The organism is Nostoc sp., assembly GCF_036917195.1.
Taxonomy (GTDB): Bacteria; Cyanobacteriota; Cyanobacteriia; order Cyanobacteriales; family Nostocaceae; genus Nostoc.
In genome coordinates, this window is record NZ_JBALDG010000071.1 from 106,559 (window position 1) to 122,341 (window position 15,783).

The window sequence follows — 15,783 nt, forward strand, 5'->3', positions numbered from 1 at the left end:
ATTGAATGCCTAAAACTCACCCTTCATATTTAGTTTTTTTGCCAATGCTTAAGTCTTACTAAAAGAGAAAATAGTCACAGTTGACTCTTGCTTAGGAAAGAAATTTTTCTGCCCTCCTTGTAGGCTATTCTGTGTGGGTGTCTAGCTTGAAAATAGAGAACATCTCATCTCAATAGTCTCAAAATAAATACATAGTCTATATTTTACTTAATTGTCTATGCTGAAATCAGCATCTTTGCATATTCTTTACATTATTGACTGAGTAAATCTATATATAAATACTGAACTTTGTGTATTCTTCATATTCTTTTAGTTTCTAGGCAATAACAAAGCAGAAAGCAGTAGGCAAATATTTGAAGGAGTAATACAAAATATATATTTTTATTTAGCGTTGCTGAATCACAGGATGATTTTGTTTAATGCGGAACAAAGTTTCACTGGTTCTAGCCGCCAATTCATCCCGCAAATATGCAACTTTTGACCGCTGCGATCGCTTCTGGTGCATCTGCTATGCGTAGCAACATCCCCGTAGGGGTACGATAAGCTTCTCTACCAAAGGCTATGCTAACGCTAACACCTGGGTTGGGCGTAGCTGCAACTATGATCTTGATCGCCTGACAATATTTTAATATTTAAGCAAGAATTGCTATAAATTACCAAAATTACATATGCAGAGATAATCAGACTAAGCCAAGAACACTTGCAAAGCAGCCGCACCCATGCAGTGCATATTCTTCACATTATTGACCGCTCAATCTATATATAAATACTGAAACTTGTGTATTTTTCATATCTTTTAATCTATAAGTAATAACAAAGCAGAAAGCAGTAGGCAAATATTTCAAGGAGTGATACGAAATACATATTTGACTTTTTGAACGCTGGCTCGCCTTATCCTCTAAGAGGAGCCAGTGCTCAAAGGGGTCTCCTCAAGTAGAGCATCTGGCGTGTAGGCTGCAACGACTGTGGGAATCATAACTAATTAACCGGACTTGATATAACGCCTTGATTGGGCGTGGCTGCAACTATGATCTTGCTCGCCTAACAATATCTTAATATTTAAGCAAGAATCGCTATAGGTTACCAAAATTACAAATGCAGAGATGATCAGACTGAGCCAAGAACACTTGCAAACCATCCGTACTCATGCCGAAAGCACTTACCCTGACGAGTGTTGCGGTATAATTTTAGGCTATCTGGGTAATGGAAGCAAAATTGTGGTAGAAATCATGCCAACAGAAAATGCCTGGAATACAGAAGCGGCTGCTGAGTTTCCAGGGGAACGCACAGCAGAAAGTAAAAAACGGCAATATGTGATCGCACCCGAAGTTATGCTAAAAACACAAAGGGAAGTACGCGATCGCTCACTGAAGATTATCGGCATTTTTCACTCCCACCCAGATCATCCTGCTATCCCTTCAGAATGCGATCGCCTATACGCTTGGCAGGGATACTCGTATATAATAGTTTCCGTCCAAAACGGCAAAGCTGGAGAACTCGAAAGCTGGAGCCTTGATGATCATCATCAGTTTCAAGCAGAGGCAATTGAAAATATAATTTAACGGCTTAGTTTAAAGACAGTCACTCGTAGTGGTTTTCGCCGCCACCACGGATGAAAACTCGTCTTCCCCACTCTCTATGTCCTATGAAGATACAGTTTTTCGATAGGATTAATATTCCGCTCTCCCACATGATGATTACTATGCTCAATCCCAATCTGGATGAAATCCAGTTGACCAAAGATGATTACGAACGCTACTCCCGACACCTGATTTTACCGGAAGTAGCACTAGAAGGACAGAAGCGCCTAAAAGCTGCCAGTGTACTGTGTATCGGTACAGGTGGACTAGGTTCACCACTACTTTTATATCTGGCGGCGGCGGGTATTGGACGCATCGGGATTGTCGATTTCGATGTTGTTGATACTTCCAACCTGCAACGCCAAGTAATCCACGGTACATCCTGGGTAGGTAAACCCAAGATTGAATCGGCAAAAAACCGCATTCACGAGATTAACCCCTATTGTCAAGTTGATCTCTACGAAACTCGCCTGAGTTCCGAAAACGCCCTTGAAATCCTCCAACCTTATGATATAGTGGTAGATGGTACTGATAACTTCCCTACCAGATATCTAGTCAACGACGCCTGCGTATTGCTGAACAAGCCCAACGTCTACGGTTCGATTTTGCGGTTTGAAGGGCAGGCAAGTGTATTTAACTACAAAGCTGGGCCAAATTATCGTGACCTTTTCCCAGAACCACCACCACCAGGAATGGTTCCCTCTTGTGCAGAAGGTGGCGTATTGGGAATTTTGCCAGGAATTATTGGTTTAATCCAGGCGACTGAAACTGTCAAAATCATTCTGGGACAAGGTAACACCTTGAGCGGACGGTTGCTGCTATACAACGCCTTAGATATGAAATTTCGAGAGTTGAAGCTGCGTCCTAACCCGATTCGCCCAGTCATTGAAAAACTGATAGACTACGAACAATTCTGCGGAATTCCACAAGCTAAGGCAGAGGAGGCAAAACAGCAGATGGAAAGTGAAGAAATGACCGTCAAGGATTTGAAGGAATTGCTGGATAGCGGTGCAAAGGATTTTGTACTGCTGGATGTCCGCAACCCTCATGAGTACGACATTGCTAAGATTCCTGGTTCAGTCTTGGTGCCCTTACCAGAGATTGAAAATGGCAATGGCGTTGCTAAGGTGAAGGAAATGTTGAATGGTCACCGCTTAATTGCTCATTGTAAGATGGGCGGGCGATCGGCAAAAGCCCTCGCCATTCTCAAGGAAGCCGGGATTGTCGGGACAAATGTCAAAGGCGGAATTACCGCTTGGAGTAAAGAAATTGATCCGTCAGTTCCGGAGTATTAAAAATCCATCGCTTTCCTTGAAGAGTGGATAAACGGATGAGGGGCATAAGGGGTAGGGGGCAGAGGGGGGAATAACCAATAACCAATGCCCAATGCCCTATTTCCCACCTTATTATGATAATATTTTATGGGTTCAAGTGGGTTTACTCAGGTAGAATTTGCACAACTTTTAGGCGGTGTGACACTAACGGAAAACAATTTTGTGATTGTTTAATTGTGATTAACGCTTTGCTATCATTCTAAGTACGGCTTGCAAGGTACTAAAAGTAGCACCTTGGATTCGATTGATCAATGCAATGCCAAAAAGAGTATATGTTGTGTTGCCGTTACTGATTGCGATATGAAAATGAGTGGCATTTTTCAAATGCAAAGGAACGCAGAGTTATTCTCTGCGTCCCTCTGCGGATAAAATCTAACTTTCTTAACTAGGAATTACGAATGAGCTACACGTTTAACTTGACTCAGCAGACTGTGCAGTTTTTCCCCTTCAATGACTTCTGTTTCTAAGAGTTGAGTAGCGATCCCTTCTAGCAAGTCTCGATTCTCTCTGAGAATATTTAGGGCTTGTTCGTGGGCTGTTTCCACGATTTCCTTGACTTCACTATCAATAGCTTTGGATGTGTCTTCACTCACCGCCCGCCGGGGATTAGCCGCACCATTACCCAGGAACATCGCTTGTTGTCCTTGTTGGTAAGCCAGTGGCCCTAAAACTTTGCTCATACCATAGGCTGTTACCATCCGTTCTGCCAAGTCGGTTGCTCGTTGCAAATCGTTGGAAGCACCTGTTGTAATGCTGTTAAACACAATCTCTTCGGCGGAACGTCCACCTAACAGAGTCGCAATCTGACCGCGCAGTTCATCTTCATTCATCAAAAAGCGGTCTTCAGTTGGTAGTTGCAGAGTGTAGCCCAAAGCTGCCATCCCACGGGGAATAATCGAAATCTTTTCTACGCGACCGTTTCCTGTGGTTAGCGCCCCGACCATTGCGTGACCAACTTCATGGTATGCAACAATCTTTTTCTCAGTCTCATTCATCAGCCGACTTTTCTTCTCTAAACCGGCGACTACCCGCTCAATTGCTTCGGCGAAGTCTTCTTGAGCAACATTTTCACGGAGATTGCGAGCTGCCAATAATGCCGCTTCATTCACCAAGTTTGCCAAATCTGCGCCAGCAAAACCGGGGGTACGAGTAGCGATCGCTTTTAGATTGACATCATCTCCTAATTTTACCTTTTGAGCGTGAATCTTGAGAATTGCTTCACGATCAGATAAATCGGGACGGTCTACCAATACTTGGCGGTCAAAGCGGCCTGGACGCAGCAATGCCGGGTCTAGTATTTCAGGGCGGTTGGTAGCTGCTAGTACAATTACCGTTGCATCCCCAACTGCAAACCCGTCCATCTCAGTTAGTAATTGGTTGAGGGTCTGTTCCCGCTCATCGTTACCACCGTAGAAGCCGTTACTGCTACGAGACTTACCGATCGCATCCAATTCATCAATGAATACAATACAGGGAGCTTGTTTTTTAGCTTGCTCAAATAAATCCCGCACTCTGGAAGAACCCACACCGACAAACAATTCTACAAACTCCGAACCAGAGATGCTGAAGAATGGAACTCCTGCTTCTCCTGCTACAGCTTTCGCTAAAAGTGTTTTACCTGTACCTGGAGGGCCAACTAACAGCACACCTTTGGGAATCCTAGCGCCAATTTGCGTAAAGCGCCCTGGAGTCTTGAGGAAATCCACAATTTCCACTAACTCAGTTTTTGCTTCTTCTACCCCAGCCACATCTGCAAAGGTGATTTTAGCTGATTCGCCTTCAACGTAAACCTTAGCTTTGCTTTTACCAATGGAGAGAACACCTTGGGGACCACCGCCACCACCACCACGGGCGAGAAAGAACTGCCAAATGCCGATAAAAATCAGTGGTGGAATCACCCAACTCAAGAGGGTTGTAATCCAAGTATTCTTGGGTGGAGGTGTAGCAGCGAACTCAATTCCTTTTTGTTCTAGCAGTTTGGGTAACTCTAAATCAAAGATTGGTGTAGTTGCAAACACCTGGCCCGGCTCGGCATTTTCTGTTTTTATTTGGTAAAGAATCTGGTTTTGACCAACGGAAACGCGGCTGACTTCCCCTTCCTGTACTTGATGAATAAATAGGCTATAGGGAACGCCAGCAGGACCAGAAGCAAATAAACCAGGCAAAAATAAATTTAAGAGCAGGAATAGCCCTGATACTGCCAGCAATATATTAGCAATGAGCCGAAACCGAGGTGACTTAGGCTGTTCTTTAATTGCCATAGATGTTGTTACCAATCCTTAGAATGAAAACTGTTGAGAATGTGACTTTCTGCGAAAGTCGGCATATTTACCATCCGAATAGTTGAAGCAGCTTATACTGTTTCCAACCAATCAAAAATTTGGGCTAACTGATCCAGTGTTACCAGCCCATACTGCCAGAGAGTAATGGCTAGAAAGTTGGGGGTCTGCTCACAATGTCGCAAAGCAAGAGAAACTGCTCCACCAGAAATACCCAACTCTTCCTTTAAAAAATGCACTAATTGATCTGTCGCTTTCATAGTAATGTTAAACAATGTTAAATAAGTCTTATTTGTGAGACAGCTTGACTTGTGTGATGTAATGTCCAGGCTGCATCACAAAGTTGTTCAGTTTGTCTTGATCGTCAAGGATACTACTACTTCTCATAAATTCTCCTGTCTAGCAATGGTTGCAGTCTTTTTTTATTTATGTAACTAAACTTAACAATTAAATTAATCTTTGGGAACTAACGAGTAAATACGGTTTACCGTACTCAAAGAGTTAAAACCATTCAAAATGAGAGAAAACGCAGAGATTGGAGACGTAAAGATAAATCCCCGTGTGATGTTCATTTTTCACCAATGATTTCTATCTTTAGATAGATATATACACAATTTAGAAAGTGATGTGTTTATAACGGGTTGTTCAGTGACGTAAAAACTTTACAAGCCGTGATGCGTAAAGCCGCCTGCCAAAAGGTGACGGATATAAGCGAACAGAATGAATTTATTCATCCGTGATGCAGATCATTAATATACTTCAGTACTTTTTGTGTACTAACTTTTCCAGTGGTGTCAAACATATATGAATGTGTCCACAAACTAGGAAGCTTCATTAATTCTGGAAATTCTTGTCTCAGGTATCTAGATGAGCGACCTTTGAAATGCCTTGACTATTTGAGATATTGAGCGATGCGGATCATATTCCACCAGCAAGTGAATATGATCTGGGGCAATCTCCATTTTTTAAACAATCACTCAATGCAATCAAGAAAGCAAATCGATGTCACTCCAAGAAGTTGAAAGGCTCGTCCAACAGAGAACGAGCAAGGAAAAATGGCGTTGCATAATAGAGGGATGAGTTGAGGTCATCTACTGTGCAATGTCCATACTGCGAGGCTAGGGAAATTCGTAAGAACGGAAAGCGAAGAGGTAAACTTTCATCACATTTGTACCAGCTGCGACGTGCGTTCCGCCTCGCTCCGCTAACGCCAATTTATCGATGTGTACGATCCACCAAAAGGATATTCAGAGGCTGTGAAACAAGAATGCTTAAAAATGTAGTTCAACGGGATGGGTTTTCGCGGCATAGAACGAATTAAAGGTGTGGATCATACTACTATTATTTATTGGGTCAAACAATTAGGAGAAAAACTTTCAGATGTACCAAAAGAAGATATCATTCCAGAAGTTGGAGAATTGGATGAATTAGAGACATTTATAGGTTCAAAAAAAACCAAATTTGGCTCTTTACGGCAGTAAATCACTTTAATCAGGGTATTTTAGCCTGGGTTTTAGGAGACCATAGTGCAGAAATGTTTCAGCCATTATGGAAAATTGTTAAACAGTGGAAGAGCTATTTCTATGTGACAGATGGCTGGAAAGTTTACCCAAGTTTTATCCCCGATGGAGACCAAATTGTGAGTAAAATATATATGACCAGAGTAGAAAGCGAAAATACCCGCTTGCGTCATTATCTAGCACGTCTACATCGCAAAACATTATGCTATTCCAAATCAGTAGATATGCTTAAATACTCAATTCGCTTGCTACTTTACTACTTAAAGCATAAGGAAATACCCGTGTTTAACTGATTCATCCCGCATTTATGCAACGCCGGAAAAATCTAGCACGCGCCCATGAAGACATAGCTAACCGCAGAATTGATTGGTTTTGTCAGTTAGGGCATAACCTAACTAATAGATTTGATGTGCTGTGTTTTGAAACGCTAAACCTCAAGGGCATGAAGCGTCTTTGGGGAAGAAAGGTTAGTGATTTAGCACTTTCTAACTTTCTAAATATTTTGGAGTGGGTGGCGAGAAAAAAGGGGAAGCGGGTAGTCTATATTAACCAGTGGTATCCCTCAAGTAAAACTTGCTCTTGCTGTGGCCACATCTTAAAAAGTTTGGATTTATCAGTCAGAGAGTGGCGTTGTCCATCATGTCAGTCCGTGAATGGGCGCGATGACAACGCGTCTAAAAATATTCAAACCGTTGGGGCATCAATGGTTGGGTTAGGCGACGTAAGACGGTCGGAGACTGCGGTTGCTGTTTGAGCCTAGAATCCCCCGAATTGAATTCGGGGGAGTATGTCAACAGAATTACACCTAGCATATTGACACTGCTTAGATATTCATATGAATATCTAATTAAATCGGTGAGAAAAATTCAATGTATATAAAGAAATATAAATTGGAGGTAGAAGTAGGGTGTGTTATGCCGTAGGCTAACGCACCTTGAATTGTTGACGGTGCGGCGCTGGCGACAACGCAACGCCCTTCGGGTGACGCTCGATGACTCGCTAACGCTGCGCTAACACCAGTCGCCTACAGAAGGAAACCTTCTTGCAGCGCTGGTTCACCAGTTGCTACAACTTTGGGAAAGTTCGCAACGCACTGGCTCCCCTACATTTAAATTTCTTAACTTAGCTTGAAATATTAGCGCCGACTTACTTAAGTGATTTTTAAGAAAGGAGTCTGGACGTGAGATTACCGATTTTCGTTTCGCTTGTAATATCGTTAACAGCATTAGTCGATTCTGCGTTAGCCAAATCTCTAAAGACTTCAGAACTGTGGGATAACAGAACAATACAATTAGCCGTAGTACAGCAAATAAAGTGGGGCGATAATGCTTTAAATCTACGTGGACGGATAAACCAAGATTTTGCATTTATTTGCCCACCAAATGGTTATATTTACAAAGTATGGGGCACTGACGTTTATACCGACGATTCTTCAATTTGCAATGCGGCTGTACATGCTGGACTAATCACAACTAGAAATGGCGGACAAGTGAGAATTAGAATTCGTCCGGGAGCAGAGTTTTACTATGGGACGACTCGTAATGGAGTGAACAGCCGAGACTATGGTAGTTGGAGAGGAAGTTTTATTGTCCTTGGTTCAACACGATCACCAGGATCACTACAATGGAATAGCACAGCCTCAATTTTACGTAAACAGGTAAACCAAGATTTCGCATTCATTTGCCCACCAAATGGTTATATTTACAAGGTATGGGGCACTGACGTTTATACCGACGATTCTTCAATTTGCAATGCGGCTGTACATGCCGGACTAATTACAACTAAAAATGGTGGACAAGTGAGAATTAGAATTCGTCCGGGAGCAGGTTCTTACTATGGGACGACTCGTAATGGAGTGAACAGCCGAAACTACGGTAGTTGGAGAGGAAGTTTTATTTTTGTTAGATGATGACTATCAGTAGTTCACTGGAAAATTCCTGTGGCAAACAACGGCTTTGCCTTGGAACATAAAAATCAAATTGTTGAAATGACCGCGTTCATCCTAGCTTTCACAAAGCTATTAAACAAAATATAATCAATTTATCTTGCAGTTCTCCAAAATTAAAAATGTTACTGAGGAAACTTCATCCTCTTAATATCCAACGCCAAAAATAAATATTTTTTTACTCTCTGGCAATGACAATATCGTTAGACTTAATGACTGCATAAGCTTCTTTTCCTTCAGATAGTTCCAACTCTTCTGCAGAAGCTCTGGTAATAATAGAGGTTAATTCTACTTTATGAATAATCTCTAGAGTCACCTCACTATTAACTGCTCCATAAATAACTCGTTTAACAACACCTTTAAGAATATTGCGAGAGCTAACTTTTAGTGATTTTTTTTGAATACTACTTTCTATCTCAGGCTTTTGAGTATAAATATCTTCCTGTTTTTCTTGTTGACTTGGTGGTGAGATTGGTGCTGGTGAGTGCTGATTGAGACTACGCACGAGTTCCCGCAGAATCTCAGTCTTGGTGCGTTGAGACTGTTCACAAAACTCCTCCAGAATCTTCCGCTCGTCCTCTGAGGTTTGAAATGTGACCCATCCCTGTTCTTTTCTTGGCATAATAATATTATCAATTTTGGTTATCTTGGTAAAATTCTAGCAAGTATCAATTTGACATGTCGTTTTAGTAATAACATTTTTTTTGTCAGGATATTCGACATTTTTAGCGAAAATTAACCAACTAATCTGATATAGATAAGTAGATAAATATTTTTTTGTAGGTGCAAAATATTTTGTTACTTGAGAATGTATAACCGTCACTCTCTTAATACCAACTATGATGGTATAAAATTGGACTATGATATTTGTTGAGATAGCGATGCCTACACAATGGTAACCTGGCAGAAAAAACCGAAAGCGGCGATCGCATGAGTGCCGTAGGATTATTTAACGTGAGTTCACAGCAGGGGGATGAAACACCTAAAATCGCGTTCTCAAGACCTGCGGAGTTTATTTGAGAACAATATCACCATTGAATACGTGGCAGAACCCCTCAAAGCTATGCCAGCTGATGCAGAGGTGACAGAAGCGCTGCATTGGATGCAGGCACAAAATTTTGATGTTATCGGCGTTGAGACGGGAGATATTATTAGCGGTTATGTAGAACGCTCTAGTTTGATTCAAGGTAAAGAAGGCAAGTGTAGCGACTATCAACGAGTGTTTCATCCAAAAGAACTAATTGCCATTTCTACCCCACTTATAAAGTTGTTACCAATTTTGCAGCAAACTCCGCGATTATTTGTCTTGGATTGCAATCAGGTAAGTGGGATTGTTACCTGTGGTGACTTGCAGAAAGCACCCGCGCGAATGCTACTGTTTGGCTTGGTGACGCTACTAGAAATGAATTTGCTGCGGCTAGTGCGGATTTATTATCCCCAAGATTCTTGGCAAAAAGTCCTCAAACCTGAACGCTTAGAAGTTGCTCAACGGCTATGGCGAGAGAGCCAAGAAAGAAACGAAGCTATCGATTTGTTAGATTATTTGCAATTTTGTGATAAGCGAGAGTTAATTTTAAATCTACCAGAACTTCTCCAGCAACTGGGACTAAAGTCCAAGCGGTTTGGTGAACGCTTCCTTAAGTCTGCGGAATAGTTGCGAAATCGATTAGCTCACGCCCAAAATTTAGTTAGTGGCTCCTCTTGGACAGAGTTAATTTCTTTAGCAGAGGCGATGGAAACGCTATTAATTCGCTGTGAAGAAGTTGAGTGAAGTGGTCAGTTTTGAGCAACATTATTTAACTATAGCAGTCCTAAATCATTTGTAAAAATATATTAACCGCAGAGGTACAGAGGAGGGCAGTTGCGTGGGCGGGTTTCCCGACTTGAGCAAACTGCCCGTAGCGCAGAGAGAGGAATTGGAGATTTTCACGACTCATTTAGGATTGCTATATTCTCTTAAGTCGGCTGTAGATAAATCTAATAGCGCCTTGCTTAAATCCTCTAATTGAGTAGGGGGGTTAACAAGTCCCTCAGTAAATAGTAAGGTTATCTTTTGAGGGTTAAGGATTTTGGCTTCGCCGAAGCGATTTATTTTTATAGGGACTATTCTACTCTCACTCATACATATTAATTAACCTTTAGTAATATCCCTAACTTCATTAGTAATTTAATTTGTTTTTCAGTTTTTTAGTCGTGTCTTTATAAAGTGCTTTGATAATCTCATCGATATCCTCTGGCAGCACTTGGTCTTGTTTAAGAGTCATGATTGATCTATTATTTTCTTTGCTAATGGACGATAATCTAATAGGCATTGAGCCAAGATGTGTGTATTTTAGATAATAAGGGCTGAAAATTCTTGCTGGTGCTTAGATCACTACTTTTACGTTTTACACACAACATTTATTCTTCGCTATGGTAATTTAACGCGGCTTATTGAGCGAATCACTCACTTGAGTTCCTGTATAATTTGGAACCCAACCCTCGGCGTTGGCGCAGCCTGCCGCAGGCATCGCAAAATAGCGTACTGCTTTGAAATTCAACGATGCAGTTGGGCTGCACCAATGCTCAACGCCAGCGGGGATATAGAGATAGTCTTGTGCCTGAACTAAAAGCTGTACCTGGCTGCCATCAGGTTGCACGAAACCATAGATCATCTCTCCTGCCAACACATAGAGGGGTTCAGCCGCAGGATGAGTGTGGTAACGGCCGTAGGTTGCTATCAGGTGGTGAAGATTGAAGGAACCTGGATGCATATTTAGCAAATCACACCAGAGAGCGCCATTTTCTTGGTGAATAAATTCAAAAACGCTGTTATGGAATTCTACACAATAACGTTTCTCAGACTCCGTTAAAACGTCCTGGTCTAGCAGGTTGGGGAAGAGGAGTGATGTTCCTGGATCGTAGTGTCTGAGTTGAATGCTAAGAGGGGCAAGTTCACGAGCTATTTCGCCTAAATCACTCTCAATTGTGCCGTCGTCAAGTAGTAGGTTAGCCATGACAAAAAGACTAATTAACTGTTAAGAAGAGTATACTCAACTGTGAGCTAAAAAACCACTATTCTCGATTGACAAACCGGAGTTTAATTTCCTCGTGACTCCTGTCAATTCACTCCCTATTACTCCTTATCCCCAGAGAGACCTTCCCCAGTTACAGAAGAAATTTATCGCCAGAATGATGCTCATTGGTACCACTAGCATCTAAGCTAGTACGGGTGAACTATATCCAGTATGGAATGTCTGACTTAATTCTGTTTTGGCATCGGCGCGATTTACGCATTTCTGACAATACGGGACTGGCTGCGGCAAAACAGCAGAGTCCGAAAGTGGTAGGGGTGTTTTGCCTTGATCCGCATATTCTGGAACGGGATGATGTTGCTCCTGTGAAAGTAACTTATATGATTGGGTGTTTGCAGAAACTCCAAGAGCGATATGCAAAAGTTGGTAGCCAGTTATTAATACTCCACGCCAATCCTGTACAAGCGATACCAGCTTTAGCAGAGGCAATAAATGCCAAAGCTGTTTTTTGGAATTGGGATGTAGAACCTTATTCGCAAGAACGCGATCGCACCGTTATAAATGCCCTCAAAGAAAAAGGTATTCAGTTTCTTAACCAAAACTGGGATCAAATCCTCAACTCCCCAGATGAGTTACGCACGGGTGGTAACAGTCCTTACACGGTTTACACCCCCTTCTGGAAAAATTGGATTAGCAAGCCGAAGGCTCAACCAGTAGAAACACTGCAAAATGTTGAGGGGTTAACAGCAGCTGAACAGGAAATTGCCAAACTTGCAGGAGCGATCGCATTACCTTCAGCGAAAGATTTAGGATTTATTTGGGATGGAGAATTGATTATTTCACCCGGAGAGGCGGCGGCGCAAGAACGGCTAGAGGAATTTACCGCTAAAGCTATTACTGAATACCAAGAACAGCGCAATTTTCCCGCAGTTCATGGAACATCGCAACTGAGTGCAGCTTTGAAATTTGGCGTAATTGGCATTCGCACCGTTTGGCAAGCCACCATAGAAGCACAAGAAAATAGCCGCAGTGAGGAAACAGCAGTTAATATTCGCACATGGCAACAAGAATTAGCTTGGCGAGAGTTTTATCAACATGCAATGTATAACTTTCCCGAATTGGCTGATGGTGCTTTCCGTGACACCTTCAAAAACTTTCCTTGGCAAACTAACGAAGAATATTTCCAAGCTTGGTGCGAGGGGAGAACAGGCTACCCGATTGTAGATGCAGCAATGCGCCAGTTAAACGAAAGTGGCTGGATGCACAACCGTTGTCGGATGATTGTCGCCAGTTTCCTCACCAAAGACTTGCTAATTAATCCCCAATTAGGAGAAAAATACTTTATGCAAAAGTTGATTGATGGGGATTTATCTGCCAATAATGGCGGTTGGCAATGGAGTGCTTCTAGCGGCATGGACCCCAAACCTGTGCGGATTTTCAACCCAGCCAGTCAAACACAAAAATTCGATCCAGAGGGGGAATATATTCGACAATGGGTATCAGAATTGCGGTCTGTAGATCCAGAATATTTAGTTACTGGTAAAATTCCACCTTTAGAACGTCATGCTGTTGGCTATCCTGATCCAATTGTGGATCATAAAATACAACAACAGCAGTTTAAACTGCGTTATCAACAGCAAAAAACCGTTAGTAGAGATGATTGAGATAACTTTTGACAGATGGTTGAAAGGTGATCTTACTTTCTTGCCGTTAGATCAGGGGTTAAAAATATTCGTCGAAGGAACGTTTTTTTAGTCTGAGTGATGATTTTCTCCAAAGTAGGGAGTACCTAAAGCTTTAGGGGGTGTAGATTTTCCCAACTTACCCACTAATGCCAATAAAGCGATCGCATAAGGTAGCATTACTAAAAATTGGTAAGGTATATTTGCCCCTAATGCCTGAATTCGTAGTTGTAAAGCTTCTGTAGCCCCAAACAGCAAACAAGCCAAAGCACTACCAAAAGGATGCCATCTGCCAAAAATTAATGCTGCGATCGCAATAAATCCCTTACCAGCACTCATCCCCTCGGCAAAAAATCTTACTTGTACCAGAGTTAAATAAGCACCTCCTAAACTTGCAAGAGTGCCACTAATCACCACAGCGATATAACGGACAGTTTGTACCGAAATCCCAGCCGTTTCAGCAGCTTTAGGAGATTCTCCTACTGCTCGCAATGTCAGTCCAAAGCTAGTTTTAAATAAAATATATGTAGTTAAAATAACTAACATAAACAATAAATATACTAAAATATCTTCTTGAAATAGTAACGGCCCAATCAGGGGAATATTGGCTAAACCAGGAATAGTAATTGCCCCGATTCCAGGTAACTGCTGTGTACTACTGCCATTAAAGACTAACCGGGCCAAAAACGATGTTAACCCAGATGCGACAAGATTAATTGCTAGTCCAGACACCAATTGGTCAACACGCAAAGTCACACATAAAACAGCATGGAGTAGTCCGACTAATCCCCCAGCAATTAAGGAAGCGAGGATACCAAGCCAGGGATTTCCAGTGGAGAAAGTGGCAGCAGCGCTAGTAAAAGCGCCAGTAAGCAACATCCCTTCCAAGGCGATATTTAACACCCCCGACCGTTCTGAGTACAATCCTCCAAGGGCAGCAAATCCCAAGGGGACAGCTAGACGCAAAGTAGCTACCAAGTAATCAGAGAAGAAGTTGAGATTATTCATAGAGCTTTTTTAAACACAGAGGTTCGCAGAGGAAAGCGCAAAGTTTCGCAGAGTTTTGTCTGTGTTATTGTGCGTTAAACATTTGCGCTCTTCTGGGTTTTTCCTCTTATCTCTCTTTCAATTGCGAAACTGATAGCAATAAACAACACCATAAAACCCTGAATCGCATAAACCACAGTTACCGGCACACCTGCACTACGCTGCATTAGATTCGCACCACTACGAAGCGCCGCAAAAAACAAAGAAGTCAATACTACACCGACAACACTACCACGACTTAAAAAAGCGATCGCAATGGCATCAAATCCATAACCTGGTGAAACTTGTTCAAATAGCCGATATTTCAACCCCATCACCTCACAACTTCCAGCTAACCCAGCTAAACCACCCGCAGCAGCCATTACCAGCATAATGGTACGTTCAACAGATATGTGGGCATAACGGGCGGCAATTGGGTTAAATCCCACTGCCGTAATTTGATAACCTAGAGACGATCGCACTAACAATACCCATAAAATAGCTGCGGCAATTAAACCGAATAAAATACCAGCATGAGCGAGGCTTTGTGGTAATATAATCGGCAAACGGGATGTTTTAGCAATTAATGGCGAATAAGGACTAGGCGCACCTGTTGCCATTAATGGATTTTGTACGAGGTAGCTAACTAAATTCACTGCGATATAGTTGAGCAACAATGTAGTAATTACCTCATTCACTCCGCGCATTGCTTTGAGATAACCAGGAATCCAACCCCAAATTGCACCAAAGAAAAATCCTGCCAAAAGTGCTAGGGGGATATGAATCACCGCAGGTAATCCTTGCACATATAACCCAATTAAAGTACTTCCCAATGCACCCAGATAAATTTGTCCTTCCCCACCGATATTAAATTGCCCAGCCCGCAATGCTACTAACACGCCTAAACTGGTGAACAATAGCGGTGTCATTTTGGTGAGGGTGTTACCAAATCCAAAGTAAGTAGAGAGAGATTCTTGAAATAGGATGCTGTATGCGGTGATGGGATTTGCCCCAGCAATTAGCATCAGGACAGCACCGACGATCAGGGCGGAGGCGATCGCAATTAGCGGTGATAGTATGGGCAGCAATCTTGGATGAATCCGATTAATTAGTGTCATTTATATCTCATTTCTTTAATTCCTATGAATCCCAGCACACCTCTGTACTGGGGCATAACTGGGAATATAGAAAATTGCATTTTGAAACTTTCCTAAAGCGATCGCCTTCTCTGCGATTCTGTTGATTCAAAATTGCTGAAATCTGATCAGCAGTTAAAGTTACAATTTTCTCATCCTGCGTAATGCTAATTGATTGACCAAGCTGGCGATACTGTTCAATGGCTGATGCAATTGCTGCTTTCACTCCAGGATCAATTTTGCTATGCAAGTTTTTCATTTATTACC

11 protein-coding genes and 5 pseudogenes are annotated in these 15,783 nt (G+C 42.1%); 8 read left to right on the top strand and 8 right to left on the bottom strand.

Going from position 1 to position 15,783, the window contains the following annotated elements:
* The first annotated feature begins 1,103 nt into the window (after window positions 1-1,103).
* Together V7K40_RS23545 and moeB are read left to right on the top strand one after the other, a co-directional pair.
* Complete coding sequence (locus V7K40_RS23545; RefSeq protein ID WP_334964002.1) at window positions 1,104-1,562, top strand: M67 family metallopeptidase; 459 nt, start codon at window positions 1,104-1,106, stop codon at window positions 1,560-1,562.
* Between the two features lie 140 nt (window positions 1,563-1,702).
* A complete protein-coding gene (gene moeB, locus V7K40_RS23550) occupies window positions 1,703-2,875 on the top strand; it encodes a molybdopterin-synthase adenylyltransferase MoeB (RefSeq protein WP_334964123.1) in 1,173 nt (390 codons plus the stop codon).
* A 431-nt stretch (window positions 2,876-3,306) separates the two neighbouring features.
* Here the strand turns inward: moeB and ftsH4 are convergent, their stop codons facing one another.
* From ftsH4 to tnpA, 3 genes and pseudogenes are all read right to left on the bottom strand, one after another.
* Window positions 3,307-5,175 carry an ATP-dependent zinc metalloprotease FtsH4 gene (gene ftsH4 / locus V7K40_RS23555; protein WP_334964004.1) on the bottom strand — a complete coding sequence of 623 codons (1,869 nt, stop codon included), beginning with the start codon at window positions 5,173-5,175 and terminating at the stop codon, window positions 3,307-3,309.
* Between the two features lie 92 nt (window positions 5,176-5,267).
* Entirely contained in the window at window positions 5,268-5,453 is a 186-nt protein-coding gene (locus V7K40_RS23560) for a DUF2949 domain-containing protein (RefSeq protein ID WP_334964006.1), read from the bottom strand.
* 470 nt (window positions 5,454-5,923) lie between these two features.
* Window positions 5,924-6,155: pseudogene (gene tnpA, locus V7K40_RS23565) on the bottom strand (IS200/IS605 family transposase); the annotation flags it as partial.
* On the opposite strand from tnpA, the pseudogene V7K40_RS23570 reads away from it, so the two are divergent.
* The 4 genes and pseudogenes from V7K40_RS23570 to V7K40_RS23585 form a co-directional block, all read left to right on the top strand.
* Window positions 6,146-6,256 (top strand): annotated as a pseudogene (locus V7K40_RS23570) (transposase); the annotation flags it as partial. The pseudogenes tnpA and V7K40_RS23570 overlap by 10 nt on opposite strands.
* Window positions 6,257-6,289: 33 nt before the next feature.
* Window positions 6,290-7,006, top strand: a pseudogene (locus tag V7K40_RS23575) (IS1 family transposase).
* A gap of 17 nt (window positions 7,007-7,023) precedes the next feature.
* Window positions 7,024-7,467, top strand: a pseudogene (locus V7K40_RS23580) (RNA-guided endonuclease TnpB family protein); the annotation flags it as partial.
* 426 nt (window positions 7,468-7,893) lie between these two features.
* Window positions 7,894-8,622 carry an LCCL domain-containing protein gene (locus tag V7K40_RS23585; RefSeq protein WP_334964008.1) on the top strand — a complete coding sequence of 243 codons (729 nt, stop codon included), beginning with the start codon at window positions 7,894-7,896 and terminating at the stop codon, window positions 8,620-8,622.
* A gap of 214 nt (window positions 8,623-8,836) precedes the next feature.
* Here the strand turns inward: V7K40_RS23585 and V7K40_RS23590 are convergent, their stop codons facing one another.
* A complete protein-coding gene (locus V7K40_RS23590; protein WP_334964010.1) occupies window positions 8,837-9,280 on the bottom strand; it encodes a molybdopterin-binding protein in 444 nt (147 codons plus the stop codon).
* 351 nt (window positions 9,281-9,631) lie between these two features.
* Between V7K40_RS23590 and V7K40_RS23595 the strand changes: the two are divergent.
* Window positions 9,632-10,429 (top strand): annotated as a pseudogene (locus V7K40_RS23595) (hypothetical protein).
* 649 nt (window positions 10,430-11,078) lie between these two features.
* On the opposite strand, the gene V7K40_RS23600 reads toward V7K40_RS23595, so the two are convergent.
* A complete protein-coding gene (locus tag V7K40_RS23600; protein ID WP_334964012.1) occupies window positions 11,079-11,654 on the bottom strand; it encodes a cupin domain-containing protein in 576 nt (191 codons plus the stop codon).
* A gap of 236 nt (window positions 11,655-11,890) precedes the next feature.
* On the opposite strand from V7K40_RS23600, the gene V7K40_RS23605 reads away from it, so the two are divergent.
* Complete coding sequence (locus V7K40_RS23605) at window positions 11,891-13,336, top strand: FAD-binding domain-containing protein (RefSeq protein WP_334964125.1); 1,446 nt, start codon at window positions 11,891-11,893, stop codon at window positions 13,334-13,336.
* A gap of 87 nt (window positions 13,337-13,423) precedes the next feature.
* Here V7K40_RS23605 and V7K40_RS23610 read toward each other — a convergent pair whose 3' ends face one another.
* The 3 genes from V7K40_RS23610 to V7K40_RS23620 form a co-directional block, all read right to left on the bottom strand.
* Window positions 13,424-14,362: an ABC transporter permease gene (locus tag V7K40_RS23610; protein ID WP_334964014.1), complete on the bottom strand. Its 939-nt coding sequence runs from the start codon at window positions 14,360-14,362 to the stop codon at window positions 13,424-13,426.
* A 74-nt stretch (window positions 14,363-14,436) separates the two neighbouring features.
* Window positions 14,437-15,498 (bottom strand): ABC transporter permease, encoded by a 1,062-nt coding sequence (locus V7K40_RS23615; RefSeq protein WP_334964016.1) that lies wholly within the window; start codon window positions 15,496-15,498, stop codon window positions 14,437-14,439.
* A 22-nt stretch (window positions 15,499-15,520) separates the two neighbouring features.
* Window positions 15,521-15,775, bottom strand: a complete 255-nt coding sequence (locus V7K40_RS23620; RefSeq protein WP_334964018.1) for a hypothetical protein — start codon at window positions 15,773-15,775, stop codon at window positions 15,521-15,523.
* Window positions 15,776-15,783 lie beyond the last annotated feature (8 nt).

Coding starts and splice junctions, on each gene's coding strand:
- V7K40_RS23545 (WP_334964002.1), top strand. CDS start 1,104: ATGATCAGACTGAGCCAAGAACACTTGCAAACCATCCGTACTCATGCC.
- moeB (WP_334964123.1), top strand. CDS start 1,703: ATGCTCAATCCCAATCTGGATGAAATCCAGTTGACCAAAGATGATTAC.
- ftsH4 (WP_334964004.1), bottom strand. CDS start 5,175: ATGGCAATTAAAGAACAGCCTAAGTCACCTCGGTTTCGGCTCATTGCT.
- V7K40_RS23560 (WP_334964006.1), bottom strand. CDS start 5,453: ATGAAAGCGACAGATCAATTAGTGCATTTTTTAAAGGAAGAGTTGGGT.
- V7K40_RS23590 (WP_334964010.1), bottom strand. CDS start 9,280: ATGCCAAGAAAAGAACAGGGATGGGTCACATTTCAAACCTCAGAGGAC.
- V7K40_RS23600 (WP_334964012.1), bottom strand. CDS start 11,654: ATGGCTAACCTACTACTTGACGACGGCACAATTGAGAGTGATTTAGGC.
- V7K40_RS23605 (WP_334964125.1), top strand. CDS start 11,891: ATGTCTGACTTAATTCTGTTTTGGCATCGGCGCGATTTACGCATTTCT.
- V7K40_RS23610 (WP_334964014.1), bottom strand. CDS start 14,362: ATGAATAATCTCAACTTCTTCTCTGATTACTTGGTAGCTACTTTGCGT.
- V7K40_RS23615 (WP_334964016.1), bottom strand. CDS start 15,498: ATGACACTAATTAATCGGATTCATCCAAGATTGCTGCCCATACTATCA.
- V7K40_RS23620 (WP_334964018.1), bottom strand. CDS start 15,775: ATGAAAAACTTGCATAGCAAAATTGATCCTGGAGTGAAAGCAGCAATT.